The 25,895-nt window shown below is 76.0% G+C and carries 19 protein-coding genes; 6 read left to right on the top strand and 13 right to left on the bottom strand.

Going from position 1 to position 25,895, the window contains the following annotated elements:
- Window positions 1-3 precede the first annotated feature (3 nt).
- The 9 genes from ACWDVG_RS22180 to ACWDVG_RS22140 all read right to left on the bottom strand — a co-directional run bounded on the left by ACWDVG_RS22180 (window position 4) and on the right by ACWDVG_RS22140 (window position 12,648).
- Entirely contained in the window at window positions 4-1,275 is a 1,272-nt protein-coding gene (locus tag ACWDVG_RS22180) for a beta-galactosidase (protein WP_451701074.1), read from the bottom strand.
- Window positions 1,272-2,363 (bottom strand): glycosyltransferase family 4 protein, encoded by a 1,092-nt coding sequence (locus tag ACWDVG_RS22175; RefSeq protein WP_451701073.1) that lies wholly within the window; start codon window positions 2,361-2,363, stop codon window positions 1,272-1,274. The genes ACWDVG_RS22180 and ACWDVG_RS22175 overlap by 4 nt, the downstream gene beginning before the upstream one ends.
- Complete coding sequence (locus ACWDVG_RS22170; protein ID WP_451701072.1) at window positions 2,350-4,056, bottom strand: ArnT family glycosyltransferase; 1,707 nt, start codon at window positions 4,054-4,056, stop codon at window positions 2,350-2,352. Before ACWDVG_RS22170 ends, ACWDVG_RS22175 begins: the two co-directional genes overlap by 14 nt.
- Window positions 4,053-4,943, bottom strand: coding sequence for a PIG-L deacetylase family protein (locus ACWDVG_RS22165; RefSeq protein ID WP_451701071.1), 891 nt, complete (start codon window positions 4,941-4,943; stop codon window positions 4,053-4,055). The genes ACWDVG_RS22170 and ACWDVG_RS22165 overlap by 4 nt, the downstream gene beginning before the upstream one ends.
- The gene (locus ACWDVG_RS22160) at window positions 4,925-6,826 is read right to left on the bottom strand and encodes a glycosyltransferase (protein ID WP_451701070.1); all 1,902 of its coding nucleotides are present in this window, start codon (window positions 6,824-6,826) and stop codon (window positions 4,925-4,927) included. Before ACWDVG_RS22160 ends, ACWDVG_RS22165 begins: the two co-directional genes overlap by 19 nt.
- Window positions 6,823-9,429, bottom strand: a complete 2,607-nt coding sequence (locus tag ACWDVG_RS22155; protein WP_451701069.1) for a hypothetical protein — start codon at window positions 9,427-9,429, stop codon at window positions 6,823-6,825. Before ACWDVG_RS22155 ends, ACWDVG_RS22160 begins: the two co-directional genes overlap by 4 nt.
- 14 nt (window positions 9,430-9,443) lie before the next feature.
- Window positions 9,444-10,877: a glycosyltransferase family 4 protein gene (locus tag ACWDVG_RS22150; protein ID WP_451701068.1), complete on the bottom strand. Its 1,434-nt coding sequence runs from the start codon at window positions 10,875-10,877 to the stop codon at window positions 9,444-9,446.
- Window positions 10,878-10,882: 5 nt separating this feature from the next.
- Window positions 10,883-11,650, bottom strand: coding sequence for a glycosyltransferase (locus ACWDVG_RS22145; protein WP_451701067.1), 768 nt, complete (start codon window positions 11,648-11,650; stop codon window positions 10,883-10,885).
- 665 nt (window positions 11,651-12,315) lie between these two features.
- Window positions 12,316-12,648: a glycosyltransferase gene (locus tag ACWDVG_RS22140; RefSeq protein WP_451701066.1), complete on the bottom strand. Its 333-nt coding sequence runs from the start codon at window positions 12,646-12,648 to the stop codon at window positions 12,316-12,318.
- Window positions 12,649-12,940: 292 nt separating this feature from the next.
- Between ACWDVG_RS22140 and ACWDVG_RS22135 the strand changes: the two genes are divergently transcribed.
- The 5 genes from ACWDVG_RS22135 (at window position 12,941) to ACWDVG_RS22115 (ending at window position 20,341) form a co-directional block, all read left to right on the top strand.
- On the top strand, window positions 12,941-14,815 hold the full coding sequence (locus ACWDVG_RS22135) for a glycoside hydrolase family 15 protein (RefSeq protein ID WP_451701065.1): 1,875 nt from the start codon (window positions 12,941-12,943) through the stop codon (window positions 14,813-14,815).
- A 198-nt stretch (window positions 14,816-15,013) separates the two neighbouring features.
- A complete protein-coding gene (locus ACWDVG_RS22130) occupies window positions 15,014-16,087 on the top strand; it encodes a phosphatase PAP2 family protein (protein WP_451701064.1) in 1,074 nt (357 codons plus the stop codon).
- 43 nt (window positions 16,088-16,130) lie between these two features.
- Window positions 16,131-18,350, top strand: coding sequence for an NADP-dependent isocitrate dehydrogenase (locus tag ACWDVG_RS22125; protein ID WP_451701063.1), 2,220 nt, complete (start codon window positions 16,131-16,133; stop codon window positions 18,348-18,350).
- A 95-nt stretch (window positions 18,351-18,445) separates the two neighbouring features.
- On the top strand, window positions 18,446-18,736 hold the full coding sequence (locus tag ACWDVG_RS22120; RefSeq protein ID WP_451701061.1) for a hypothetical protein: 291 nt from the start codon (window positions 18,446-18,448) through the stop codon (window positions 18,734-18,736).
- Window positions 18,737-18,871: 135 nt separating this feature from the next.
- Window positions 18,872-20,341, top strand: coding sequence for a sigma-70 family RNA polymerase sigma factor (locus ACWDVG_RS22115; RefSeq protein ID WP_451701060.1), 1,470 nt, complete (start codon window positions 18,872-18,874; stop codon window positions 20,339-20,341).
- Window positions 20,342-20,585: 244 nt separating this feature from the next.
- On the opposite strand, the gene ACWDVG_RS22110 is transcribed toward ACWDVG_RS22115, so the two are convergent.
- From ACWDVG_RS22110 to ACWDVG_RS22095, 4 genes are all read right to left on the bottom strand, one after another.
- The gene (locus ACWDVG_RS22110) at window positions 20,586-21,068 is read right to left on the bottom strand and encodes a CAP domain-containing protein (protein WP_451701059.1); all 483 of its coding nucleotides are present in this window, start codon (window positions 21,066-21,068) and stop codon (window positions 20,586-20,588) included.
- Window positions 21,069-21,455: 387 nt separating this feature from the next.
- Window positions 21,456-22,328, bottom strand: a complete 873-nt coding sequence (locus ACWDVG_RS22105; protein ID WP_451701058.1) for a universal stress protein — start codon at window positions 22,326-22,328, stop codon at window positions 21,456-21,458.
- A 186-nt stretch (window positions 22,329-22,514) separates the two neighbouring features.
- Window positions 22,515-23,825, bottom strand: a complete 1,311-nt coding sequence (locus tag ACWDVG_RS22100) for an acyl-CoA dehydrogenase family protein (RefSeq protein WP_451701057.1) — start codon at window positions 23,823-23,825, stop codon at window positions 22,515-22,517.
- A 225-nt stretch (window positions 23,826-24,050) separates the two neighbouring features.
- Window positions 24,051-24,506, bottom strand: a complete 456-nt coding sequence (locus ACWDVG_RS22095) for an RrF2 family transcriptional regulator (protein WP_451701056.1) — start codon at window positions 24,504-24,506, stop codon at window positions 24,051-24,053.
- 413 nt (window positions 24,507-24,919) lie between these two features.
- Here ACWDVG_RS22095 and ACWDVG_RS22090 point away from each other — a divergent pair, with 413 nt between their 5' ends.
- Window positions 24,920-25,858: a glutathione S-transferase C-terminal domain-containing protein gene (locus ACWDVG_RS22090; protein WP_451701055.1), complete on the top strand. Its 939-nt coding sequence runs from the start codon at window positions 24,920-24,922 to the stop codon at window positions 25,856-25,858.
- Window positions 25,859-25,895: the final 37 nt, after the last annotated feature.

The raw sequence follows: 25,895 nt of genomic DNA, 5'->3' as shown, positions 1-25,895 counted from the left end.
GGATCAGGGGTGACGCCGGATCGTCTCCGCGTACTCGGCGAGGGAGGAGCCCGGCGTCCCGTCGTACAGCTGCCGGTCGAACGCCCACATCATGCCCTCGAGACCGCAGGACGCCATCTGCGCGAACGCCCTCTCCGTCACCCCCGGACGGTACGGCGACACCTGCGGGCCCGCGCTCTCCCCGGTCAGCCGGGTGAAGCCGGCGGCCCGGGCCACCGCCACCACCCAGCGCGCCGAGGACCAGTCCCGCACCACGCCCTCGTCCGGGGCGGCCACGTCCACCGCCGCGTCCCCGGGCGCGCAGCCGTTGTCGTCGGGGTCGCCCGTCCCGTCCACCAGCGCCGTCGTCACGATCCGCACCTCGTCCCGCCGCTCCACCAGGGGCAGCGTCACGAAGAACCCCGCGGCCCGCCCCACCAGCCGCACCGAGGGGGAGTCCTCCAGTCGCGCCGCGACCGCCGCCCGCAGGTCCGACGGGTAGAAACCGGCCCCCGGCACCAGGACCTTCAGCAGCCCCCGGTAGCCGAGCTCCTCGTAGAGCCCCAGCTGCCAGTTGACCGCGTCCGCGAGCGACCGCGCGTACCAGTCGTACCAGCGCGCCACCTGCGCGCGGGTGAACGGCTCCCCGCGGTACGTGCGCTCGCCGGGCCGCCAGCCGGGGAAGGGGCTGCTCGCCTGGGCGTGGTCGTCGTACGCCCAGAACTCCGCCTCCTCCTCCGACAGCGGCGCCGGATAGGTGAACTCGCCGTGCTCGTTCACGCCCACCCGCACCGCCCAGAAGCCGTCCAGGCCGACCAGCCGGTCCACCGCCCGGACGTACGCGGCGACCTGCTCCCGCACGGGCTCGCTGAAGACGATGTTCGGCGTCTCCGTGGACCGCTCGCCGTACTGGTTGCGGAACACCGACCGCGGGAAGGCGTCCGCCATCCAGTCCGGCGGATGGTTGAGCCCGAGGCCCGCCTCGACCCGCAGCCCCGCCTCCCGGTACGTCCGCAGCCGCTCCGTGACCTCCCGCGCGTACTCCTCGTCGTACCGGCCGCGCTCCGGCTCGAACCGCCCCCAGTCGATCTGGAGGTGTGCCACCCGGATGCCGTGCTCGTACTCGGTCCCGGCCTTCTCCGGGTCGGTCTGGAGCGTGCCGTACCAGTACCGGCCCGGATCCGTCTCCGGGGCGTCCCGCCGCGTCTCCCCGCACCCTCCCAGGAGCAGCAGGGCCGTCAGCGCCACCCACACCACCGCTCCGGTGAGCGGGCCGCGCCCCCGGGCCGTCGTCATGGCAGCAGCTCCCGGTAGAGCGCCGCGTAGCGGGCGGCGAAGCGCTCCGGGCCGAAGTGGTCCTCCACCAGCGTCCTGCCCCGCTCGGCGAGCACGTCCCACGAACGCGGCTGGCCCAGCAGCCAGGCCAACTGCTGCCCGGTGCGCCGGTCGTCACCGGCGGGCGCCCGCAGCACCGCGTGCCCGAAGTCGGCGAACTCCGGCAGGTCGCTGAGGATCGCCGGCCGCCCCGTGGCCAGGGCCTGGAGCACGGTCAGCGGCACCGCCGCCTTGCCGCCGAGCCGGGCCGGCGGGAAGAGCAGCACGTGGACGGAGGCGAGCAGCGCGCGCATGTCGTCGACGTAGCCCAGGACCTCGACGTCGGTGAGCCCGGCGGTCCCCGCCCGCTCCCGCAACGCCTCGTCGAGCGCCGCTCGGTCCTGCCCCGGCCGGCCGCGCATCGCGAGGACCAGCCGGAAGCGGGCCCCCTCCCGCGCCGCCTCCGCCGCCGCGTCGATCGCGATCTCCGCCCCGCCGTACGGGTCGTGGTGTCCGGCGAAGAGCACCACCGGCCGGCCCTGCGGGCGCGGCAGACAGGGCCACTCGGCGAGCTGCACCATGGGCGGGATCACCCGCACGTCCCCGAAGTCCGCCGCCCGCAGCCGGCGCGCCATCGACTCCGAGAGCGCCACCGTCGTGCCCAGCGGCCGCAGATGGCGCAGCAGCCCGGAGTCCATCACCCCGGCCACCGTGTGGACGACGGGCCGCGCCCCGAGGAGCAGCGGCCGCAGCCACGAGAAGGCGGGAAAGCCGCGGCCCACCGTCAGGAACGCGTGCACCAGGTCGACCCGGCGGGCGAACACCGCCCCCGCGAGCGCCGCCTGCACCCGCTCGGGCACGTGCGGCACCCCGTCACGGGACAGGATCCGCACCGGCCGCCCGCGCGCGGGCGAGGCCTGCCGGGGCCTCGGCCACTGGGAGAACCACACGAAGTCGACCTCGGGCAGGGCCGCGAGCACGTCCGAGGCGAGCCGTACGTCGCAGCCCTCCGACCCGTCCAGCGGGCTGCTGGTCAGGAGCAGGACACGGGGCCGCTCACCGTGGCGCACGCGGCACCTCCGCCACGACCGGTGCCGGAACGGAACCCGGTACCGGGCCCGGCACCACGACCGGCGCCGGGACGGGCGCTCGGACCGGCGCGGGGACCGGAGCCGGAAGCACCGGAGCCGCCGGGTCCTGCCGTACGAACGCGTCGCCGGTGCCGCCCGGCAGCGGCAGCTCGTACAGCGCGAGCGTGCCGTACGTCGGCCCGTGGAAGACGAACAGCGGCCGCAGCCCGTCCGTCAGCTCCCGCACCTCCGCGGGGGTGGAGCGCCCGTAGCCCTGGTCGACCACCCGCCACGGCACGATCACGTACCGGGCCTCCTGGGCGGCCCGTTCGGGCGGGGTCGTCCAGTGGCCGAGCCGATAGGTGTCCTCCAGGGCCCAGGCCGTCACGCCCGCCGTCCGCTGCCCGTCCACGGTGACGACGCCGCTGCCGGCCGGGACGTGGGCCAGCATGTACGCCCGCAGCCGCGCGAAGCCGTCGTCCGCCGTCCCCCGGTCCTGGGCGTAGGAGGCCGCCGGCAGGGCGAGGAACGCGAGCAGCAGCCCACCGGCCACGAGTCCCGCCCCGCGCCGCCGGGCGTGCGGGACCGGCAGCGTCACGGCGAGCGCCACCAGGTTCGGCACGAACAGCAGGTACAGGGCCTGCTCCTCCAGCGTCCCGACCCCCACCGCGTACGCGAGCGTCAGGATCGCGGAGGCGTGGAAGAGCGCGAGCAGCCGGTACACCGGCTCGCGCCGCCGCAGCAGCAGGAAGAGCGCCACCGGGGCCAGCACGAGCAGCAGGTACGTCGTGGTGTACCCCGGGAGTTCGTCCACGAGCCGGTCCCGGAGCGAGGGCGCGCCCGGCGCGTTGAAACCGGTCTCCTGCACGGCCCCGAAGAGCCGCCGCACCCCGTGCGTCTTGGCGTCCCAGAACGCGCCCGCGTGCCCGAAGCCCGCGACGAGCGACACGTACACCCCGTACGCGGCGACGGTCGTCGCAAGCGCGAGCGCCACCAGGCGGCGGGGCGGTCCCCAGCCGAGGACCAGGGCCGCGAACAGCGGGAGCACGGTGATCAGCGCCGCGTGGTCCTTCGTCAGGACCGCGAGGCCCAGGAGCAGTCCGGCGATCACCGCCCGGGCGCGGGGGCGCGGCGGGTCCGGCCGGGTGAGGCCGACCAGGACCAGGTATCCGGCGAGGACCCACACCATCGTGCCGGTCTCCAGGAGCACCCGGTCGTTCTGGCGGACGCAGAACGGGTCCAGCGCGAAGACGAGCCCGGCCGCGAGCCCCGCGCCGCGCGAGCGGACCCGGGCGACCAGGAGGACGAGGAGGGCGGCGGTGACCCCGGCGAGCAGGGCGTTGAGGACGCGCAGCGAGTGCACGCCCGCGATCACGTCCTGGTGTTCGCCGACCAGCCGCATCCAGCCCGCCTCCACGTAGAAGTGGCCGGGCGGATGGAGGAAGAACAGGCCCTCGTCGGTGCGCGGGAACCCGCCCTGACCGGCACTGACCCCCAGCTGCCGGTAGATCGCCTCGTCGACGAACAGGTCGCCCGACCGCCCGATGTGGACGAGCCGCAGCGTCGTCGCGACCACGGCGGCGAACGCCGCGTACACCCGGGCCGACGGCTGCCGGTGCTGCCGCCCGCGCGGCCGGACCTCCGCCGGGGCGGGCCCCTCGACCGTGGCGGGCAGAGTGCGCGGAAGGGTCATGACGCACCTCCGGCGGTGCGGGCGGTACGAGCCGTGTCGGCGGACCGGTGGGCGGCGGAGGTACGGGGGGAGCCGACGAACGGTCCGTCCTCCGCTGGCAGCAGGTACACCTCCGGCGCGCGCGGCACGCGCCCCCCGGGGAACAGCGCGTCGGCCTGCGTGCGGTAGCCGCGGATCAGCTCGGCCTTGCGGTCGAGGCCCCGCTCCCAGCGGCGCGCCACCAGCCCGTACCGCTCGGTGAACCGCGCGTCCGCCTCCGCCCGCTGGTCGTACGGGAAGTCGCTGTAGTACACGACCCGCCGCCCGCTGCGCTCGGCCGCGGTCCGCGCGAGGACGTGGTCGGCGTGGCCGCCCACGCCGAGCGGCGCGAGGATCACGCCCCCGGACGGCGCGGGCAGCAGCGCGTCCACGGCCTCCGCGACCGCCGTCAGCGTCCCCTCGTCGTGCGCCGAGACCCGGCCGCGGGACAGGTGCAGCCGGTACGTCGGGTAGACGTGCGCGACCTCCGGCAGCACCCGGGCGAGCACCCGCGTGCCCGGCCGCGGCCGCGGCAGCCGGCGGAACAGCCCGTCGACGAGCCCGAGGTGGCGCAGCCCCACGCCGAGCGCCGCGAGGACCTCCCGGTCCTCCGCCCGCCGCGCGGCGAACAGCTCCTCCGCGTCGGCGGCCCCCGTCTGCTTCAGGTACCGCCGGACCGACAGCGTGTACGGCGGCGGCGCCCCCTCCGTGAACAACGTGGCCACGGTCACCGGCGCCCTCCGCCCCGCCCAGCCGAGCAGCGCTCCGCAGGACAGGACGGCGTCGTCCAGGTGCGGGGAGAGCACGAGCACCGGCACACCGGACCCGACGACGGTCCGGACGAATCCGGTCAGCGGGTCGTCTGCCATGACGCACCCCTCTTCCTCGGCCGCCGCGGACGGGCGGGCGTCTCCAGGAGGCGACGGGCGAGGGTCAGATAGCGGCCCGTCATCTCGTCCCAGGTGTAGTGCCGGGCGGCCAGCGCCGAGCGGCGGCCGAGGCGGCGCCGCAGCGCCGCGTCGGTGGCCAGCTCCCGCATCCCCTCCCCGAACGCCGCCGCGTCGAACGGCGGCACGGCCAGGTCGCCGCCGTCGCGCATCCAGCGCAGCGCCGGCAGGTCGAAGTGGAGCACCGGCTTGCCGTACGCCATGCCCTCCAGGGCCACGAGCCCGAACGTCTCGTGCCGGGAGGGCACCACGAGGAAGGCCGCGTCGCGCAGCAGCAGCCGCTTGCGCTCCTCACCGGCGTACCCGACCCACCGGATCCGCGGCGGTGACCCGTTCGAGCGGGCGGTGTTCCGCGGGTGCGCCGCGAGGAGCGCGGCGAGCCGGCGCTCCTCGGCCGGGGTGCCGCCGCCCGCCAGCACCAGGTCGAGGGGCGGCGCGGCCCGGTCGTACGCGTCGAGGAGCAGGTCGAGCCCCTTGACCCAGGTGTCGATCCGGCCGAGGAACAGGATGTACCGGCCCGACCCCGTGCGGTCCTCGTCGATCCGGTGCGGCTCGACGCCGTTCGCGATCACCTGCACCGTGGCCCGGGGGCTGAGCCGCCGCACCACCGCCGCGTCCGCCGCGTTCATCGTCACCAGGTGCCGGTAGCAGCGCAGCCCGAGCCGCTCCACCAGGAAGAACGGCAGGTGGTAGCGGCGCCACAGGGCCTCCGCGCTGCGGCCCTGGTCGATGCCGACGACCGGCGCCCGGGTGGTCAGCGGCAGGAAGCTCGTCGAGAACGGGGGAGTGAAGCTCTCCAGCCACAGGTCGTGCGGAATGCGCCGGGCGGCGAACGGGAGCATGGCCAGGAAGAGCAGCTGCCCGGCGCGCGGCCCGGCCCCGCACACCGGCAGCCGTACGTACCGGATGCCGTCGCGGTCCTCGCTGCCGCGGCGGCGGCCCGCCGTCACGACCGTCACCCGGAAGTCCTCGGAGAGCCTTTCGGCGATCTTCGCCACCACGAGGGCGCCGCCGCCCCGGTAGGCGGAGTTCGTGGCGTCGTCGTAGACCGACACCACCACGTGCCTGCGGCCCGCCGCGTCCCGTTCCCGCTTCCGTACGGCGTCGAGGACCAGCTCGAGCGCGGTCGCGGCGACGCGCGAGGGGGCGCGCTCCCCGTCGAGGGACGCGACCCGGGGCAGCCGCCCCGACCAGGCGCGGTAGCGGGCCCACCAGAGCGCCGGAGGCCCCGCCGTCTCCTCCCAGCCACGGCCGCGGAGCGTCTCGGGACCGGTCTCCACGAGCAGCGTCAGCCCGTAGCGGTCCGCGATCCGCAGGAAGGCGCGGGCCGCCCGCGAACGGGCCGGCGGGTCGAACTTCACCAGGCCGTCCAGCGGCCCCCGGTCCGTGACGACCACGGCCTCGCGCCCACGGGCGCGGGCCGAGACCCGCAGCCGGGCCGCGGCGATCCGCGTGGAGAGCTCCGCCGCGTCCAGGAACGCGTGGGCACGACGCGTCCGGCGCCCCCGGCGCTCGGGACGTCCGGCCGGTCGTGCCCACTCGTCCCCGCCCGGGCGCTGCGCGCCCGGGTCCCGCGCACCCGGCGTCCCCGATCCCGGAGGCGCGGGACGACCCGGTTCCTCCGCGGCCCTCACCCGCGGGGGAACCGGGAACCTGCGGCAGAGGAAGCAGCCGTAGCAGTGCACGGTCGCCACCGCGAAGCCGCGCTCGCCGAGCAGCGTGCCGACCCGGCGGACCAGCGAGGACTTGCCCGCGCCGTCCGGTCCGGAGACCGCGACCAGGAGGGGACGCCGAGAGGTCGTCATGGCACTCGCCTCCGCAGTCGCTTGGTCACCACGAGCGGCACGCGCAGGGCCGCCTCGCGGGCGGCCGCGCGCACCCGGCCGTCGCCGAGGAGGTGGCCGGAGTGCTCGGCGCCGACGCGCAGCGACGTCCGGACGGGCAGCGGCAGCGGCAGCGGCACGGGCTCGCCCCGGTCGAGCCGGGCCATCGCGTCCACGGCGGTCGCGAGGGCCGCCGCCCCGCCCGCGCTCCAGCCCTCCCGCGCGGCCTCGGCCCGCGCCTCCGCCAGGACGTCGCCGTCCAGGAGGTCGCGCAGCGCGAGGAGCTCGGAGAGGTCGAGGGTGAGGTTCTGGAAGAGCGCGTGCGCCAGCCAGATCCGCAGCCGGTCGGCCGGACAGGGCGTCAGCCAGCCGCCTCCGTCGACGCGTCCGGCGCCGTCGACGCGTCCGCCGCTGTCGGCGCGTCCGCTGCCGTCGGCTCGTTCGGCGCGGGCGAACAGCCGCTCCGTGGGCACCACCGGCACCCCGAACCACGAGACGGAGCCGTGCAGATGGGCGGCCGGACCGGTCGGCGGCTCCAGGAGGACCTTGCTGGTCCGCTCCAGCCAGTACGTGGACCGGTGCGCGTACCAGCCGGTGAGCGCGTCCTGCGCCGCCGCGAGCCGTCCCGGCGGGATCACCAGGTCGAAGTTGCCGTACACGTAGTCGCCGCCGAGGTCCGCCTTGATCAGGACCGTGGGGATGCCCGCGGCCCGCAGCAGACCGGTGGACTCCACGAGATTGCGCCGGAAGAGCCCGGTGGCGAGCTCCACCTCGCAGAGCGTCCCGGCCAGTTGGCGGGGGTACGCGCGGGCGAGCCTGCCCTCGACCTGGTTGAGCCGGGCCGCGGCCAGCGCCGCCCGCAGCTCCTCGTCTCCGGCCGGCCGGACGCGGCCCCGCCACACGGCCTCGACGAGCAGCGGCACGGCCCGCCCGTCGTGAACCGGGGCGGGGACCACGGCGCGGGACGGGGCGCGGGACGGGGCCGGGGACGGAGCTGCCCCGCCGCCCGCCGCGCCCCCGGCACCGGCACCGGTGGGAACGCCGGGCGGGTGGTCCGGGCCGGTGCTGGTGGCCCCGGGGACCGGGGAGCCGCCCCGCCCGAAGAAGCGCCACAGGGCGAAACCGGACACCGCGACCGCCAGGGCGAGCCAGGCGACGGGGTACGGGCGGAGCGCCACCAGGGCCCCGGCGACCACCAGCACCGGCACGACCACCAGCCCGACCGCCCGCCCCGGCTCGACCCGCGCCGCCTTGGCCGCCGGCCCCGGTTCGACCGGCGCCGCCTCGACCCGCCCCGGCTTGACCGCCCGCCCGGGGGGCCGGTCGGCGCCCCCGAATCCGTACCGCCGGGCGTGCCGGACGGCCAGCAGCGCGAGCGCCGCCACCGTCCCGCACAGCCCGCCGACGGCCATTCCGACCACCCCGCCCGCCGCCCAGCCGCAGCCGAGCGCCGCCACGTACAGGACGAGGCCGGCGAGCAGCGTCCGCAGGCACGCGTAGTCGTTCACGGCCTGCGCGAAGGTCACGAGCAGCGCCAGCGCGCCGAGCGCCAGCCCCGCCGTCGCCGTGCAGGGCATCAGCGTGGCCACCGTCGCGTACCCGGGCGGGAAGACCGCCGTCAGGACCGCGCCCGGAACGGTCGCGGCCACCACCGTCACGGGCAGCGCCACCGTCAGGTACATCCGCAGCGCGCCGCCCGTCATCGGATGCCCGCCCGCCCGGCGCGAGAGCGCGGGCAGGAAGGCGATCGACACGGCGCCGGCGAGGAAGATCGGGACGCGGCCCAGCATGACCGCCGCCTGGTAACTGGCCGCCGCCGCACGGTCCGTCGGCAGCACCGCGACCAGTACGACGTCCACGGCCGCGAGGAGCGCCACCACGCCCTGGAGCGAGGCGACCCCGACCGCCCGCCGCCACAGCTCGCGGTCCGCGCTCACCGCGCGCCAGGGACGGCGGGCCCCGCCGCGCGGCCCGCGCGGCCGGACGAAGACGTACGGCAGGACGGCGATCCCGAACGCCGCGAGGGCGCCCGCCTCGCCGAGGCCGAGCGCGGTGACCAGGAACAGGCCCACCCCGAGCTTCAGCACCGCTTCGAGGGCGTGCAGGACGGCCAGGGTCCGCAGCCGCTCGGTGCCCTGCAGCCAGCCCGCGCTCACCCGGGTCACATAGACCAGCAGCGTGCTGCCCGCGACGGCGGCGATCGACCAGCTCCCGGCGAACTGCGCCGCCACCACGCCCACCACGACCGCCGCCACCACCCCGCCGGAGACCGCCGTCACCACGGCGAACCGCACCGCGTCCGTCCGCTCCGCGTCCAAGCCCGCCCGCGCCAGCGCCTGCGCCAGCATCCACGGCACCGTCACCACGGCGACCGCCGACGCGCACACGACGAGCCCCTGACCCGCGGCGAAGGTGGCGTACCCGGCGACGTCGAGCAGCCGGGTGAGGACCAGCGCGTACGCGTAGTTGACGGCGCCCACGACGACCGCCGCCGTCGCGATCCAGCGCGCGCCGTGCACCGCCGTGACCTCGTCGCGGTGGACGGGGGCGGTGGCCGGCGCCGGCGGCGGCGTCACGGGTGCCACGGGGCCGACGGTGCTCACGGCCCGGCCTCGCGCGGGGCGGGCGGACGCGGCCCGCCCACGAGGACGTCCTGGGCGCTCGCCAGGGTGATCTCGGCGTCCCGGACGTCGAGCCGGGCGAGCGCGGTCAGCGCCCGGACCTCGTCGCAGCCGTGCAGCAGCACCTGGAAGGTGTCCCCGTCGCGGCTCCACGCGTCCGTCTCCCGCAGGGAGGTGCGCACCGCCCGCTCGGTGCCGTCCGGATCGGAGGAGGCGAAGCGGGTGAGCACCGACAGGTCGCAGGCGCGGCGCCGGGACCGGCGGTGCCGGTGGATGCGCTGGAGGTCCTCCAGGATCACCTGGGCGAGCCGTTCCGCGCTGTCGTCCCAGGAGAACGCGGCCGCCCAGGCCCGGCACCGGGCCCCGGCCGCCCGGCGGACGGCCGGCGTCGCCAGCTCGGCGAGCGCGTCGGCGATCCCTGTCGCCAGGTCCTCGTCCGGGCCGAGCAGCCGGCCGTTGACGCCCGGCTGGATCGCGTCCCGCAGCCCGGGCACGTCGAACGCGAGGGCCGGGGTGCCGACGCTGTTCGCCTCGATGACGGTGAGGCCCCAGCCTTCGGCGACCGACGGGACGACCGTCAGCCAGGCGTGGTGGAACAGCTCCCGCTTGCGCTCCTCCGGCACGTGGCCGTGGAAGACGACGGCCGGAGCGACGCCGAGGTCGGCGGCGAGCTTGCGCAGCGGCCCCGCCTCGGGCCCGTCCCCGCACAGGTCGACCCGGAGGTCCGGCAGCCGGCGCAGCAGCGCGGGAAGGGCCCGCAGGATCAGGTCGACCCGCTTCTGCGGGACCAGCCGGCTGACCACGGTGACGGCGGGCGTCGCCGAGCGCTCCCCGAGGGGCTCGGCCGCCGGCTCGTACGGGCTGCCGTTGGGCACGATGTGGATCGGGTTGCCGAAGCCGAGTTCGCGCCGGGTGCCCTCGCGGGTGGACGGGGAGACGACGACCACGGGCCGCCCCCGGTAGACCAGCCGGCTCACCTGCTTCTCCAGGGCGCGGCCCACCGCGTTCATCGGCCAGCGGAACCGCACGTCGAACTGGTGCTGGTGCACGTGGTGGATCACGCACACGTCGGCGGTCCAGCGGGGCGTGAAGAGCGGTGAGAAGAACGGGATGCCGTTCTGGAAGTCGACCACGGCGTCGTACGCGTGACGGTTCCGCAGCAGGTGCGCACCGGCCGCCGCGTACACCCCGAACGTCCCGCCGCCCCGCACGATCCTGATGCCCTCGCGGAACTCCCGGGCGGGGGCGCCCGGACACCGCGAGGAGAGCAGGGTGACCCGGGCCCCCGCGGCGACGAACCGCCGGGCGATCTCCCAGCAGTACGCCTCCGCGCCACCCGCGTCGGGGTGCGCCGGGTCGCGCCAGTTGAGGAACGCGAGGTCCGTGCGGGCGAGCCGGTCGAGAGCGGTCACGGAAATCACCGGCCGAGCGAGATGCGGAGGAGATCGGTCATGGAGCGCAGCCCGTCGCGTCGCGCGGAGAACGTCGAGCCGGGTACGTCGTGCCAGGTCACCGGCACCTCGACGACGTCACGGCCGGACCGGACGACCCGGGCGAGCAGCTCCACGTCGAACGCGAAGCCGTCGACGTGGCAGTCGCGCGCGATCGACCGGGCCAGCGGGCCGGGGAAGAACTTGAAGCCGCACTGGGTGTCGGTGACCCCGGGCAGCGACAGGTGCGCGAGCGTCCGGAAGAGCAGCCCGCCGCCGCGCCGCAGCAGCGACTGCTCGACGTCGCGGCGCGCGCCGGGGGCGTGCCGGGAGGCGATGACCGCGCCGTGCCCGGCCCTCAGCAGCTCCATCACCCGGTCCAGGGTCTCGACGGGGGTGGCGTTGTCGGCGTCCTCGAACCCGATGAAGCGCGCCGACGAGGTCGCGATCCCGCGCCGGACGGCGGCGCCCTTGCCCCGGTCGGCGCAGCCGATCGCGTGGACGGGCACCGGGGAGCCGGCGAAGCGGGTCGCGATGTCGTGGGTGCCGTCGACGCTGTTGTTGTCGACCACGACGACCGCCGAGGACCAGGGCCGGGAGGCGAGGTAGTCGATGGTGGCGGCCACGGTCGAGGGCAGCCTGCGCTGCTCGTTGTAGGCCGGGATGAGGAGTTCGAGCTCCACGGGCGGGCGGATCAGCGACCGGGGGAGCGGGGCGTGGGCGCGTGCGGTGGGTACGGCGCGTGCGGTGGTCATCGCGCCTCGCCTCCTCGGAGGAGGGCGCGGCGCGGGACGGTCGCGCGGTGGTTCAGGGCGTACGGAGGCGGGGCGTGGGGCGCGGGACCGTGGCGCCGCGTGGGGTGGGGTCCGGGGGCGTCACCCGCGGTGCCCGCGCCGTCCCCGCCGTCTCCGCCGGCCGCGTCATCCGCTCCGGCGGAGCCGTCCGGTGCGGAGGGCCCGCTGCGGCGCGCCGTACCGGAACGGGTCGTACGGGCGCGGTGGCGGCGGGTCGATCCGCGCGGGCGGCAGACCGGGTGCCGGGGCGGCGTGGCGGCGCGGCACCGGTCGGAGGCGCGGCGCGCCGGGTGGCGGGCCGGAGTGCGCGGGGCGGGGCGGGGGGACCGGCGCCACGGCCCGGCCGAGGGCCAGTCGGTCACCCGCCGCAGGGGATGCGGTCCGGGTGCCGCCTGTGCGCGGCCGAGGGGAGTGGGGGTCACGACGAGCCTTCCGGGGAACGACTTCCGGCTGACGACCCTGCCAAAGGTCTGATTCATCCTGAAATGATGCTGTTTCCACCGTTAGCACCTCCGGGGAGGTGTCGTCAACCGGAGGGTTGTCGTCGGCCGGAGGAGTTCCCGGACGGGCGTGCGGGTCCCCGGGAGCGGCGCGCGAGCCGCACCACGGCGTTGTGCGGCCGCTCCTCAAGGAGCGTGCCCAGGATGCGGGCGCCGGCGCGCGACCCGCAGCAGTGCGCGGTGTCCGACGCGCCGGGAGAGCGGATAGTCGGCGGCGTCGCCGCCCGCGATGAAACGGGATCCCTTGACGAAGTCGCAACCGCTTTCGAGATAGTGCAGGTAATGCGGGATCTCGTGCGGCGACATCGTGCCGTCGGCGTTCATGACGACCACCGGATCGCCGGTGGCGGCGAGCAGTCCGGCATGCGGTACGTCGCCGCGCGTGCAGTCCCACGGGCCGAGCGCCCGCACGGACCGGCCGCGCCGCACGGCCCCGTCCGGTGCGGGCGCCCCCACCACGACGACGTCCGCCCCGCTCGGCGGCGCCCGGTCGAGCAGCCGCCCGAGTGCCGCGCCCGAGTCGCCCCCGTCGCCCGGCCGTACCGCGACGACCAGGACACGTCCGCCTTCCAGATTCCTGCGAGCGGGGCGACCCCGTCAAGAAACTCGGAATTGCCATGCGGATTACCGCGAAGGAATTCACCGACGGCGCTTCACGCGCCCGCGGAAAAACGGCGGACCGGTTTCCCGGACGGGCCGGGAACGGAATTCCCCTTCTGCGCGCGGCCCCCGGCCGGAATACAATTCCGTCATGCCGGGGCGAATCGAGGACTACGCCCTCGTCGGTGATCTGGAGACGGCCGCACTCGTCGGAACCGACGGGTCCGTCGACTGGTGGTGCGCACCCCGCTTCGATTCGCCCGCCTGCCTCGCCGCCCTCCTCGGCCGCCCCGACCACGGCCGCTGGCTCCTCGCCCCGCTCGGCAACGGCCGGTGCAGCCGCCGCAGTTACCGCGGGGACACCCTCGTCCTCGACACCGTCTGGGAGTCGGCATCGGGCGCCGTCCGCGTCACCGACTTCATGCCGCCGCGCACCGACGGCGCCGCTGCCGCCGTCGGTGACGGTGACGGCGGCGGCGGACCGCGGATCGTGCGCGTCGTCGAGGGCCTCTCCGGACGGGTCGTCATGCGGGGCGAGGTCAGACTCCGTTTCCACCACGGCAGCATCACCCCCTGGACCCGCGCCCTGAACCCCCGCACCGTCGCCTCCGTCGCCGGGCCCGACGCGGCCTACCTCACCTGCGGTCCCGGCGTCGACCTCACCGTCACCCCCGACGGCAGCACCACCACCTTCACCGTCCCGGCCGGGCGGCGCGTGGCGTTCGTCCTCGGCTGGCGCCCCTCCCACGCACCCGCCCCGCCCCCGCTCGCGCCCGCCGACGTCACCGGCGCCCTCGACCGCACCCTCGCGTTCTGGCGGGACTGGACGGCCGGACTGCTCTACGAAGGCCCCGCCCGCGAGGCCGTCATCCGCTCCCTCGTCACCCTCAAGGCCCTCACCTACGCCCCCACCGGCGGCGTCGTCGCGGCCGCCACCGCCTCGCTGCCCGAGTGCCCCGGCGGCCGGCGCAACTGGGACTACCGCTTCTGCTGGCTGCGCGACTCCACCTTCACCCTCTCCTCCCTGCTGCGCGGCGGCTGCCGGCGCGAGGCCCTGGCGTGGACGGACTGGCTGCTGCGCGCCGTCGCGGGCGACCCGGCCGACCTCCAGCCGCTGTACGGGGTCGGGGGCCAGCGACGGCTCCCCGAGACGTACGCCGACTGGCTGCCCGGCTACGAGAACTCACGGCCCGTCAGATTCGGCAACGCCGCCGTGGACCAGTTCCAGCTCGACGTCTACGGCGAGGTCCTCAACACCCTCTACTCCGCCGTGCGCGCCGGACTCACGCTCCGCGCGCCCGCTTGGGCCCTGGTCGCCTCCCTCCTGGAGTACCTCGGCGCACGCTGGCGGGAACCCGACGAGGGCATCTGGGAAGTGCGCGGTCCGCGCCGCCAGTTCGTCCACTCCAAGGTGATGGCCTGGGCCGCCGCCGACCGGGCCGTCCGCCTCGCCCGCGTCGCGGGACTGCGCGGCTCCGTCCACCGCTGGCAGGCGCTGCGCGACGAGATCCGCGCGGAGGTCTGCGCGCGCGGCTGGAGCGGCGAACAGGGCTCCTTCACCCAGTACTACGGCAGCCGCCGCGTCGACGCCACCGCCCTGCTCATCCCGCGCCTCGGCTTCCTCCCGGCCGACGACCCCCGGGTCCTCGGCACCGTCCGGGCCATGGACCGGCTCGACGACCACGGTTTCCTGCGCCGCTACGACGGGGCGCCGAACGGCCGGCCGCACGAGGTCGACGGCCTCGGCGGCACCGAAGGGGCCTTCCTCGCCTGCACGTTCTGGTACGCGGACGCCCTCGCCATGACGGGCCGTCTGGACGAGGCGCGGGCGGTCTTCCAGCGGCTCCTCGACGTCCGCAACGACGTCGGGCTCCTCGCCGAGGAATGGGACCCCGCGGCCGCCCGGCAGCTCGGCAACATGCCCCAGGCGCTCAGCCACGTGGCCCTCGTCAACACCGCCTTCATGCTCTACGGCACCCGCCGCCGCACCCGCGCCCCCACGGCCGCCGACCTCGCGCGCGCGTGACCCTCCCCGCCCGGCGCCCCCTCTGCCGTAGGCCCCGCGCCCCCTCCGCCGTACAGACCCCGTGCCCGCTCCGCCGCACGCGCGCCGCCCCGCCCCGTACGCACACCACCCCGCCCCGCGAGGGCCGCGCCGGGCCCCGGCGTGTCGTTCGGGTGACTCCAGCGGGCGGCGCGGCCGCCCGTGGGTTCGAATCGGGGCATGGCTTCCTACGACAGGCCCCGCGCCGACGGCTCCCCGAGGCCGATCGAGACCGGGGACACCTGGTGGTACGCCGCCGTGGCCGGCGAGGCCGCCGGCTCGTTCAGCACCCGCGTCCGCACCCGGACCCGGCGTGCCTGCCTCGGGGCCGTCCTGCTCCTGACCGTCGTCTACGCCGGCCTGGTCCTCACGGCCACCGGCCGCCGCTGGGGCGACGCCGCCGTCGTCGGCCGACGTGCCGACACGACCGCCGCCACCCTGATCCGCGAGCACCCCTCGCTCGCCGGGATGGTCACCCTCTCGCTCGTCGTCGGCGCCGTGCTGCTGCCCGCCGTCGGCGTGCTGCGCAGGCGGTACGCCGCCACCGGCCTCGCGGCGGGCGGCGTCGTCACGGCCCTCGCCCTGACCGGAGCGCTCCAGCGGTACGCGCCGAGGCCCCCGGTCACCGAAGGAGCCGCCGCCCTCGCGCCGAGCGGCTTCCCCAGCGCGCAGACCACCCTCTCCCTCGGCATCGCCCTCGGCTTCGTGCTCGTCGTCCCCCACCGGCAGCGCGGCCTCGCCGTGGGCTCCGCCACCCTCTGGGCCGTCGCCGTCAGCGCCTACACCGTCGCCGCCGGAGACCACCGGCCCGGCGACGTCGTGGCCGCAGCGCTCCTCGTCCTCGCCGTCTTCGGCGGACTGCTCGCCCTCGTGGCCCGCAGGGGCAGGGTCCGCCCCGCCCGCCGGGGCGGCCAGGCCGCGCGCGGCCTGTTCGTCACCGTGCCCCTCGCCCTCGTCGCCGCGGCCGGCCTCGGCGCCGGGATCATGCTCCTCGGCGAGACGCTCGGCCTGCCGGCCACCGCCCCCTACGACGCGGCCGACCTGAGGCTCGCCCATCGCTGCGGCCAGGCCGTCGCCGCCGGGGTGGTCGCCGCCTGCGGCCTGGCGCTGCTGCTCGTGCTCCGCCACGTCGACCTGGACGGCGGCCCCGTCCCGTACCGGCTCGGCGGACCCTTCGTGGAGGCCTCCGGGGCACCCGAGGACGGGATGCTCGTGGGGCCCTTTACCGAGGACCGCGATCACGAGATATCTTGATGTCGAGCAATCTCGCATACGCAGACGTGGAGCGGAGCACCCGGTGACTGACTCGACCATCATCTACACCCACACTGACGAGGCGCCCGCCCTGGCGACGTACTCGTTCCTGCCCGTGATCCAGGCGTATGCCTCGCAGGCCGGCGTCACGGTCGAGACGCGTGACATCTCCCTCGCGGGCCGCATCATCGCCGTCTTCCCGGAGTACCTGGAGGAGGGCCAGCGCATCGGCGACGCCCTCTCCGAGCTCGGCGAGCTGGCCAAGCGCCCCGAGGCCAACATCATCAAGCTGCCGAACGTCTCCGCGTCGATCCCGCAGCTGAAGGCCGCGATCGCCGAGCTCCAGGCGCAGGGCTACGCCCTCCCGGACTACCCGGACGACCCGAAGACGGACCAGGACAAGGACGTCCGCGCCCGCTACGACAAGATCAAGGGCTCGGCCGTCAACCCGGTCCTGCGCGAGGGCAACTCCGACCGCCGCGCGCCCGGCTCGGTCAAGAACTACGCCAAGACCCACCCGCACCGCATGGGCGCCTGGACCCCCGAGTCCAAGACCAACGTCGCCACGATGAGCGAGAACGACTTCGCCTCCACCGAGAAGTCCGTCGTCATCGCGCAGGACGACACCCTCCGCTTCGAGTTCACCGCCGCCGACGGCACCGTCAGCGAGCTCCGCGAGCCGCTGAAGGTCATCGCAGGCGAGGTCGTCGACGCCGCCGTCATGCGCGCCGCCGCCCTGCGCACGTTCCTCGGCGAGCAGGTCGCCCGCGCCAAGGCGGAGGGCGTCCTCTTCTCCGTGCACCTCAAGGCCACGATGATGAAGGTCTCCGACCCGATCGTCTTCGGCCACGTCGTGCGCGCCTTCTTCCCGAACACGTTCGCGAAGTACGGCGAGGCCCTCGCCGCCGCCGGTCTGTCCCCCAACGACGGCCTCGGCACGGTCCTGAACGGTCTAGCCGCCCTCCCGAACGGCGCCGAGATCAAGGCCTCCTTCGAGGCCGAGCTGGCCGAGGGCCCGGCCCTCGCCATGGTCGACTCCGACAAGGGCATCACCAACCTGCACGTGCCGTCCGACGTCATCGTCGACGCCTCGATGCCGGCCATGATCCGCACCTCCGGCCACATGTGGGGCCCGGACGGCCAGGAGGCCGACACCCTCGCCGTCCTCCCGGACCACAGCTACTCGGGCGTCTACCAGGCCGTCATCGACGACTGCCGCGCCCACGGCGCCTTCGACCCGTCGACCATGGGCTCCGTCCCGAACGTCGGCCTCATGGCGCAGAAGGCCGAGGAGTACGGCTCCCACGACAAGACCTTCGAGATGGCCGCGGCGGGCACCGTCCGCATCGTCGACGGCTCCGGCACCGTCCTCCTGGAGCAGGAGGTCGCCGAGGGCGACATCTTCCGCGCCTGCCAGACCAAGGACCTCCCGATCCAGGACTGGGTCAAGCTCGCCGTCACCCGCGCCCGCGCCACCGGCGCCCCGGCCGTCTTCTGGCTGGACGAGAACCGCGCCCACGACGCCCAGCTGATCGCCAAGGTCAAGGAGTACCTGCCGCAGCACGACACCGAGGGCCTGGAGATCAAGATCCTCTCCCCGGTCGAGGCGACGAAGTTCTCCCTGGAGCGCATCCGCCGCGGCGAGGACACCATCTCCGTCACCGGCAACGTCCTGCGCGACTACCTGACCGACCTCTTCCCGATCCTGGAGCTGGGCACCAGCGCCAAGATGCTGTCGGTCGTCCCGCTGATGGCGGGCGGCGGCCTCTTCGAGACCGGCGCCGGCGGCTCCGCCCCCAAGCACGTGCAGCAGCTCGTCAAGGAGAACTACCTCCGCTGGGACTCGCTCGGCGAGTTCTTCGCCCTCGCGGCCTCCTTCGAGCACCTCGCGACCACCACGGGCAACGCCCGCGCCCAGGTCCTCGCCGACACCCTCGACCGCGCCACCGGCACCTTCCTCAACGAGGACAAGTCGCCGACCCGCCGCGTCGGCGGCATCGACAACCGCGGCAGCCACTTCTACCTGGCCCTCTACTGGGCCCAGGAGCTGGCCAAGCAGACCGACGACGCGGAGCTGGCGAAGGCCTTCGCCCCGCTCGCCGAGACGCTCACCGCCAACGAGCAGAAGATCGTCGACGAGCTGAACGCCGTCCAGGGCTCCCCGGCCGAGATCGGCGGCTACTACCAGCCCGACCCGGCCAAGGCCGCGGCCGTGATGCGTCCGTCCGCGACGTTCAACGAGGCCGTCGCCTCCCTCGCCTGATCCAGGACGAGACCCGAACCGCCCCGGCCGGAGGCAATCCGGCCGGGGCGGTCCCGTCGGTGGCGCGCTCGACGTCCTGGTGTGAACCTGGATGGATGAGCTGGGCATCATGGACGACCGCCGGTGTCTACACCGGGCGAGGTGGGGTGCTGACCGACGAGGCCGGGGCCGTCACGGGCGACATGACCGTGCACACGACCTGGGCCGACGGGGAAGCACGCGTGGCCGTGCAGTACAGCGGCGCATCCGACTGGTTCACCATGTCGGGAAGTCCCGTTCCGTGCGCCACCGAGGAGGAGAGCCGAGAGCTCCACGACGCGGTCGTCGAGGCCGTACGGGCGGGGAGAGGGGCGACCGTCCCCACCCTGCCCCACGTCACCGGGTAGCCGCACCGGCCCGCCCGGCACACCGGGCGGACACGTGCGGAACGCCCTGCGGACGGCGTGGAGAAGTGTTATCCCTCCCGCTCCCACGGGTCTCCTCACCGGGGAACTCGGTCCAGGGAAGAGGGAGCACCACCCATGCACAACGACGAGCACCGCACCGTCCTGCTCGTGGAGGCGGCGCGCGCGGGCGACGCGCGCGCCCGTGACGAGCTGGTACGGGCCTACCTGCCGCTCGTCCACAACATCGTCGGCCGCGCCCTCGACGGCCACGCGGACACCGACGACATCGTCCAGGAGACGATGGTCCGCGCCCTCGACGGCCTGACCGGCCTGCGCGACCCCGCCCGCTTCCGCTCCTGGCTCGTCGCCATCGCCATGAACGGCGTACGGCGCCGCTGGCGCGAACGGCAGCAGGCGCCCCTCCCCGGCCTGGACCGGGCCGCCGACCTCGCCGACCCGGCCGGCGGCGACTTCACCGAACTCACCATCCTGCGCCTCGGCCTCTCCGGGCAGCGCCGCGACGTCGCCCGCGCCACCCGCTGGCTCGACGACGAGGACCGCGAACTCCTCGCGCTGTGGTGGCTGGAAGCGGCCGGCGAGCTGACCCGCGCCGAACTCGCCGAGGGCCTCGGCGGCATCTCCCCGCAGCACGCCGCCGTGCGCATCCAGCGGATGAAGGAGCGCCTGGAGACCGGCCGGGCCGTCGTCCGCGCCCTGGACGCCGACCCGCCGTGCCCGGAGCTGGCCGAGGCGCTGCGGGCCTGGGACGGCCGGCCGTCCCCGCTGTGGCGCAAACGCGTCGCCCGCCACCTGCGGAGCTGCGGCCGGTGCGCCGGACGCCCGGCGGGACTCGGCGGCCTCGCCCCCGTGGAGGGCCTGCTCGTCGGCATCGGCCTCGTCCCACCGCTCGCCGTCTCCGCCGTGTCCGCGGCCGAGGGCGCGCGCGGCGCCGCCCTCGCCGCCGCCCCCGTCGGGCGCTGGACGCCGCTGCGGCGCGCCGCACTCGCCGGTACGGCGGCGGTCGCCGTCCTCGGCGCGGTCACCCTGCTCGTACCGGGACAGACCGAGGCCCGGGTGGCTCCCGCCCGGCCCGTCGCGGCGCCGCCGGTCCCCACGACGCCGCCGCCCACCCCCGCCACGACGCCACCGTCCCCGTCACCCTCGGTCACCACGACGCCCCCGCCGTCACCGACGGTGCGGCCGACCCCGCGCCGTACGCCCGCGCCCACCCCCGAGGAGGAGGTCACCGCCCGGGTCAACCGGCTGCGCGCCGCGGCCGGCTGCGGCCCGCTGCGCACCGACCCGCGGCTGGCCGCCGCGGCCCGCGCCTACGCCCGTGACATGGCGGCGCGCGGGTACTACGGGCACAGCAGCCCGGAGGGCGAGTACGCCGACGGCCGCATCACCGCCGCCGGGTACTCCTGGTCGGCCTGGGCGGAGAACCTCGCGCGCGGCGCGGACGACCCGGCGTCCGTCGTCGAGGACTGGACCGACGGGTCCCTGCACGAGGAGAACATGCTGAACTGCCGGTACCGCGACACCGGAGTCGCGTCGGTCCCGGGCCCCGACGGCACGATCTGGGTGCAGAAGCTCGCCGCGCCGTGAGCCTCGGGCCGTGAACGGACGCCGCGTCGCGGCGCGCGGTCGGCCCGGCAGCGGGGAGTGCGCCCCGGTACCGGTCGGTCGGGGTGCGGGGCGGGCGAGCCGCGGGCGCCGGGGCGTGGCGGCCGGTCGGCCGGACCGTCCTCGCCGAGTCCGACTTCGGTCGGTCGCGCCGCGCACCGGGCCCCGCTTCCCGCCCGTGGGGCGCCGGACGTGCCGGGAAGGGCCGGGCGGCGCCCGGCCCGGCTCAGTCCCTGCTGCCGAAGTTCTGCACCCACCAGGGGCCGTTGGCGGTCAGGGCCACCCCGACGCCGATCTCATCGAACGAGCAGTTGAGGATGTTCGCCCGGTGGCCGCTGCTCTCCATCCAGTCCTCCATCGCGCGGGCGGGCGTCCGCGGCCCCCGGTGGATGTTCTCCGCCCACGTGGACCAGCGGTACCCGGCGGCGCGGATCCGGTCGCCCGCGTCCCGCCCCTCCGGACTGTCGTGCTGGTAGTAGCCGCGGGCGGCCATGTCGTCGGCGTGCCCCTGCGCGGCGCTCCGCAGCCGTTTCTCGGACCGCAGCGGCCGGCAACCCGCCTTCGCGCGCTCCGCGTTGGCCAGCGCGACCACCTCCTGGACGAACTGCCCCGCCGCCCCGCCGGCCGCGACGGCCAGGGCGGTCGCGGCGGGCGCGGCGACGACCCGGGGGTCCTCCGGCGGGGCCGGGGCCGGGGCCGCCACGTACATTCCGGTCGCCACCGTGAGCGCGGCCGCCGCGCCGCCCGCCGCCAGGACGGCCGTACGGAAGGAGGGGCGCCGGACGGCGTGCCGCCCTCGCCGCCCCGGCGGTGGGTCAGGCCGTGGCTCCCGCGCGGGGGACTCCCCGCGCGGTTCCGGGGGGACGGAGGGCTCGGGACGGTCCTCGTACGCGTGCCGCATGAAGCTCCGCTCTCTCGGTCGGGCCGCCGGGGGACCGGCGCTCGCGAGAGCCACCGGGGCGACGGCGACAACACTTTCCGGCCGGTCCCGCCCCGACACGCTTCGTCAACGCGGGGCGTCAATCCGGCGAACGGGTCCCATTCTCGACGGAGTCCTGTCCGCGTGCCTCCCGACGGCCGTCGGCCCCGCCGCGGTTCACCCCTGCGGGACGACCGCTACCGGGCAGGGCGCGAGGTGCAGCGCCGCGTGCGCGACGGAGCCGATCCGGGGCCCCCGCGCGCCGCGGCGTGCCCGCCGTCCGACCACGAGCAGCTGCGCCGCGCCCGAGGCGGAGAGCAGCACCTGCCCGGCGGAGCCGAGCTCCACGTGCTCGGTCACCCGCACCTCGGGGAACCGCTCCCGCCAGGGCGCGAGCGCCTCGCGGAGGGCCTTCTCCTCGTACGGTACGAGGCCACCGGCCTCGTCGGCGAGGGCCAGGGACGTCGGGCTGTACGCGAACAGCGGCGGCAGGCTCCAGGCCCGAACGGCCCGCACGGCGGCGCCGCGCGCCGCGGCCGTCTCGAAGGCGAAGCCGAGCGCGGCGGCACTGTCCTCGGGGCTGCCGAGCTGGCCCACCAGCACGTCCCCCGTGGGCGGTTCGGCCGGTTCGCCGTTCCGGGACCGCACGGCCACCACCGGACGGGTCGCCCCGGCGATGATCTCCTGGCCGTACGAGCCGAGCAGGAAGCCGGCCACGGCGCCGTATCCGCGCGAGCCGATGACCAGCAGCTCGGCCCGGTCCTCGGCGCCGAGCAGCGCGGCGGCCGGGGTGTCCGTGAGCACCTCGGCGGTGAGCGGGAGGTCCGGGTACCGGCTCGCGACCGTCGCCTCGGCCCCGCGGACGACCTCCTCGGCGGTCCGCTCCTGGTCCGCGCGGTCCTGCACCAGGGGCAGGTCGAGCGGCTCCCACCGCCACGCGTGGGCGAGCCGCAGCGGAAGGCCCCGGTGGAGGGCCTCGCGCGCGGCCCAGTCGGCCGCTGCCAGGCTCTCCGGGGAACCGTCCACTCCAGCGACGATCTCGCGACTCATCGGGCTGCCTCCTCGGCTCGGGTCGGGCCGCGTCCCGGTGGACCGGCCCTCCAACGTCCAGCTTGGGCCCTCCGGCCCTCCGGCGAGAGAGCCGGAGGTCCCGAGATCTTGATCTTCCCACTTCCCGCCCGGACCCCGCCCGCACCGGCCCCTCCGGAGGTGTGCGGCGACCGCGCGTCCGCGCCGTCAGGCCAGGAGGGTGAGGCGGGAGTGCGTGCCGTTGAGGTAGTGGTCCCCGATGTCACGGAGCCGGTGCGACGGGCGGGTGTGGGCGGTCAGCGCGCGGGCGTTGCGCCAGAAGCGGTCGAAGCCGGGACCGGCGCCCCGCACCCGGCCGCCGCCGTCCTCCGCGCCGTCGACCAGTTCGAGGACCCGGGTGGTGAGGTGCACGGCCGCCCGGCCGGTCACCGTCTCGGCCGCCGAGACCAGCACGGCGATGTCGGCCCGTTCCTCGGCCCCGAGGTCCCAGCCGGCGGCCAGACCCCGTTCCAGCGCGTCGGTGGCGCGCTCCGCGACCGCCGCCGCGGCGTGCACGGCCGTCGCCAGTTCGCCGTACGCGAGCAGCAGGTACGGATCGTCCCCCGCGGCCGGGGCCCCCTCACCGGGGGAGCCCTCGGCGGTCCCGGGCCCGGCGGCCTGTCCGGCCCGGCTCACGTCACGCGCCTCGGCGAGCGCCCCCTCGGCGATGCCGAGGCCCACCTGGACGAGGAGCAGCCGCAGGGCGAGCGGGGCGAGGGTGCTGAACGGCGCGGCGGCGTGCTCGTCGTGGGGCAGCGTGCCGAGGACGTCCGCGGCCGGAACCCGGACGTGGTCGAACGTGACCGTCCCGGCCCCCGAGAGCCGCTGCCCGACCCGCTCCGCACCGGCGTCGGTGAGCACCCCCGGCCCGCCGGGGTCCACCAGGAGGACCAGCAGGTCGCCGGTCCCGGCCGGGCGTGCCCCGACGACGAGGCGGTCGGCCACGGTGACGCCCGAGGCGAAGGAGCGCCGGCCGTGCAGGAGCCAGCCGTCCTCGGTGGGCGTGAGCGCCAGGCCGGGGCCGGACTCGCCGGTCGGTGCCTCGATGCCGCCGGCGAGCAGCCAGTGCCGTTCCGCCGTACGGGTGTCGAGGCCGGACGGGTCGGCGACCGAGCCGGTCCCGGGTGCGGGGCGACCGAAGAGCCGCCCGGACCAGGACAGGAGGTAGTGGTGGGCGAGGAGTTCGCCGATGGAACTGTCGGCCGCCGAGATCTCCCGTACGACCGCACAGGCCGCGCGCAGCTCCGCGCCCCGCCCGTCGGCGTGCGGTGGGGTCAGCAGGGCGGGCAGCCCGGCCTCCTGAAGCCGGGCGACCTCGTCGGACGGGGACTTGCCCGCCCGGTCGCGGGCGGCGGCGTCGACGGCGAGGTCGTCGGCCAGCTCGCGCGTGACGCGTGGCCACCGGACGGCGTCGGCCGCCGGTTCCGGCGGGGTGGTGCGTATCGCTGCTCTCTTCGACGACTTCCTCGGCGTACTCACGTCACCCCGCCCTGTCCTCAATATCCCCAGTGAATAAGTAGGGATAGTGGCAGAGGGGGTGCTCGCGCCCCAAGGGGCGTCCGAGGGGTGGACAGCACCGTCTTCGGTCATGAGACGGCGTCAGGGGGGCGGTGGCCGGGACCGGTTCGGCGGTGGCCCGCTCGGAGGCCGGACGCCGGAGGCCCGATTCCGCAGGTCAGCGGGTGAGCGGTGGGCGGGTGGGCGTCAGGGGTTGGTCCATGCCTCCGGATCGCTCGCGCGCGCCGTGATCCCGGCCGGCAGCTGCGCCGACGCCACCTCCGCCAGGGAGACCCCGAGCACCTCGCGGACGCTCGCCCGCAGGGCGATCCACAGCGGGAGCAGCGACTCGGCGGGCCCCGTGTACGACAGGTCCGGCGGCCGCTCGCCGCGCACCGACACGAGCGGGCCGTCCACGCAGCGGATGACGTCCGCGACCGAGATCGACTCCGCGGGCCGCGCCAGCCAGTAGCCGCCGTTGCCGCCGCGCTGGCTCTGCACCAGGCCGCCCTTGCGCATGTCGCCGAGGATGCCCTCCAGGAACTTGTGGGAGATGCCCTGGTCCTCGGCGATGGCCTCGGCCTTGAGCGGCCCCGCGTCGCGGGCGGCGGCGAGCTGAAGGGCGGCGCGTACCGCGTAGTCGGCCCTGGCTGAGATGCGCATGGCCGCATTATCCCGCACGGCCGCGACCGGATCCGTACCCCATGAAGCGGCGCCGGCCGCACCCTTGACGCCGCCGGGGCGCGGCCCGACACTCGGGACGGGAAACCGAGCGAACGGGTAGGGAACGATGGGACGCAGCGCAGGGCACTCCGCACCGGCCGCCCCGCTCCCGTGCCCGCTTCCCCTCCTGACCTCCCGCCGCCACATCGATCTGCTGCGGGTCTGCAGCGCCGCGAGTCGCCGCACCCGTCCGGGTGGTTCCGTCGACCGCTGAGCCGGTACGGCCACGCCGCGCTCCCCTCCACGCCCCCTCCGTACGCGCTCGCGTACGTCCCGCTTCGCCCCGCTCGGGGCGACGGAATTCGGCCACCCACGACGCGCCCCCGCGCATCGAGCACCCCCGAGGGAGAAGCATGTCCGCCGTCGCCCCGCCCCCCTCCTCGTCCCCTTGGCCCTCCACGCCCTCCCACACCTCCTCGTCCTCCACCCTTCTCTCCGTCTCCTCCGCCCTGGCCGCTCCGGCGTTCCGGGGCCGCATCGGCCGCGACCCGCACAGCGGCCACTACGCGGTGCCGCACCGGTACCGCCTCCACCTGGCACCGTCGGGCCCCGACTGTCTGGGCATCGCGGTCACCCACGGACTCCTCGGGCTCGGCGACACGCTCCCGCTCACCGTCCTGCCCGAGGAGCCCGACACGCCCGACGGGGGATACGCCGCGTTGCGGCCCCTCTACGAGGCGAGCGCCCACCTGTACCCCGGACCGGCCGCCGCCCCCGTCCTCAGCGACGACTGGACCGGACGGATCGTCAGCACCCACGTCCCCGACATCCTCCGCGACCTCGCCCTCCGCTTCCGGGGCGAGGGGCCCGACCTGCTGCCCGAGGCGCGGCGCGAGGAGATCGAAACGGTCGCCGACCTGTGCGCGCGCGACATCGACCGGGCAGCCCAGCGCGCCGGAGAACTCGGCCTCGACGACCGCTCCGCCCACCACGAGCCGCTCGCCGCCCTCTTTGCGGCACTCGGCTCGCTCGAACGGCGGCTCGTCCGCCATCCGTACGTCCTCGGAGCAGCGCCCACCGCCGCCGACGTCCACGTCTGGGTCACGCTCGTGCGGCTCGACACCGTCCACCGCTGGCACCTGGACGCCGCCGCCCTCGACCGCGTCGCCGACCACCCCGCCCTGTGGGCCTACGCCCAACGGCTCGCCGCCCGACCCGAGTTCGCCCGCCACCTCGACATCGACGCCCTGCTGCGCAGGCACCGGGCGCACTGCCGGGGCCGCGAGGCCGCCGGAGCGGCCATCCGCATCGTCGACTGGAACGCCGGAGGGTGGCACGACCCCACCTCCTGAGCGCGGACCGGCCGTGGCGCGACGACCGGCGTCGCGC

The organism is Streptomyces sp. NPDC003327, assembly GCF_053589515.1.
Note: the sequence above shows the minus strand (reverse complement) of the source record. Positions and strands in the feature narration are given on the sequence as shown.

Bases quoted from the DNA above. Each gene is read 5' to 3' on its own strand.
- ACWDVG_RS22105 (WP_451701058.1), bottom strand. From the start codon at position 22,328: ATGAGTCGCGAGATCGTCGCTGGAGTGGACGGTTCCCCGGAGAGCCTG.
- ACWDVG_RS22130 (WP_451701064.1), top strand. From the start codon at position 15,014: ATGGCTTCCTACGACAGGCCCCGCGCCGACGGCTCCCCGAGGCCGATC.
- ACWDVG_RS22115 (WP_451701060.1), top strand. From the start codon at position 18,872: ATGCACAACGACGAGCACCGCACCGTCCTGCTCGTGGAGGCGGCGCGC.
- ACWDVG_RS22095 (WP_451701056.1), bottom strand. From the start codon at position 24,506: ATGCGCATCTCAGCCAGGGCCGACTACGCGGTACGCGCCGCCCTTCAG.
- ACWDVG_RS22180 (WP_451701074.1), bottom strand. From the start codon at position 1,275: ATGACGACGGCCCGGGGGCGCGGCCCGCTCACCGGAGCGGTGGTGTGG.
- ACWDVG_RS22170 (WP_451701072.1), bottom strand. From the start codon at position 4,056: ATGACCCTTCCGCGCACTCTGCCCGCCACGGTCGAGGGGCCCGCCCCG.
- ACWDVG_RS22145 (WP_451701067.1), bottom strand. From the start codon at position 11,650: ATGACCACCGCACGCGCCGTACCCACCGCACGCGCCCACGCCCCGCTC.
- ACWDVG_RS22165 (WP_451701071.1), bottom strand. From the start codon at position 4,943: ATGGCAGACGACCCGCTGACCGGATTCGTCCGGACCGTCGTCGGGTCC.
- ACWDVG_RS22120 (WP_451701061.1), top strand. From the start codon at position 18,446: ATGAGCTGGGCATCATGGACGACCGCCGGTGTCTACACCGGGCGAGGT.
- ACWDVG_RS22090 (WP_451701055.1), top strand. From the start codon at position 24,920: ATGTCCGCCGTCGCCCCGCCCCCCTCCTCGTCCCCTTGGCCCTCCACG.
- ACWDVG_RS22160 (WP_451701070.1), bottom strand. From the start codon at position 6,826: ATGACGACCTCTCGGCGTCCCCTCCTGGTCGCGGTCTCCGGACCGGAC.
- ACWDVG_RS22110 (WP_451701059.1), bottom strand. From the start codon at position 21,068: ATGTACGTGGCGGCCCCGGCCCCGGCCCCGCCGGAGGACCCCCGGGTC.
- ACWDVG_RS22135 (WP_451701065.1), top strand. From the start codon at position 12,941: ATGCCGGGGCGAATCGAGGACTACGCCCTCGTCGGTGATCTGGAGACG.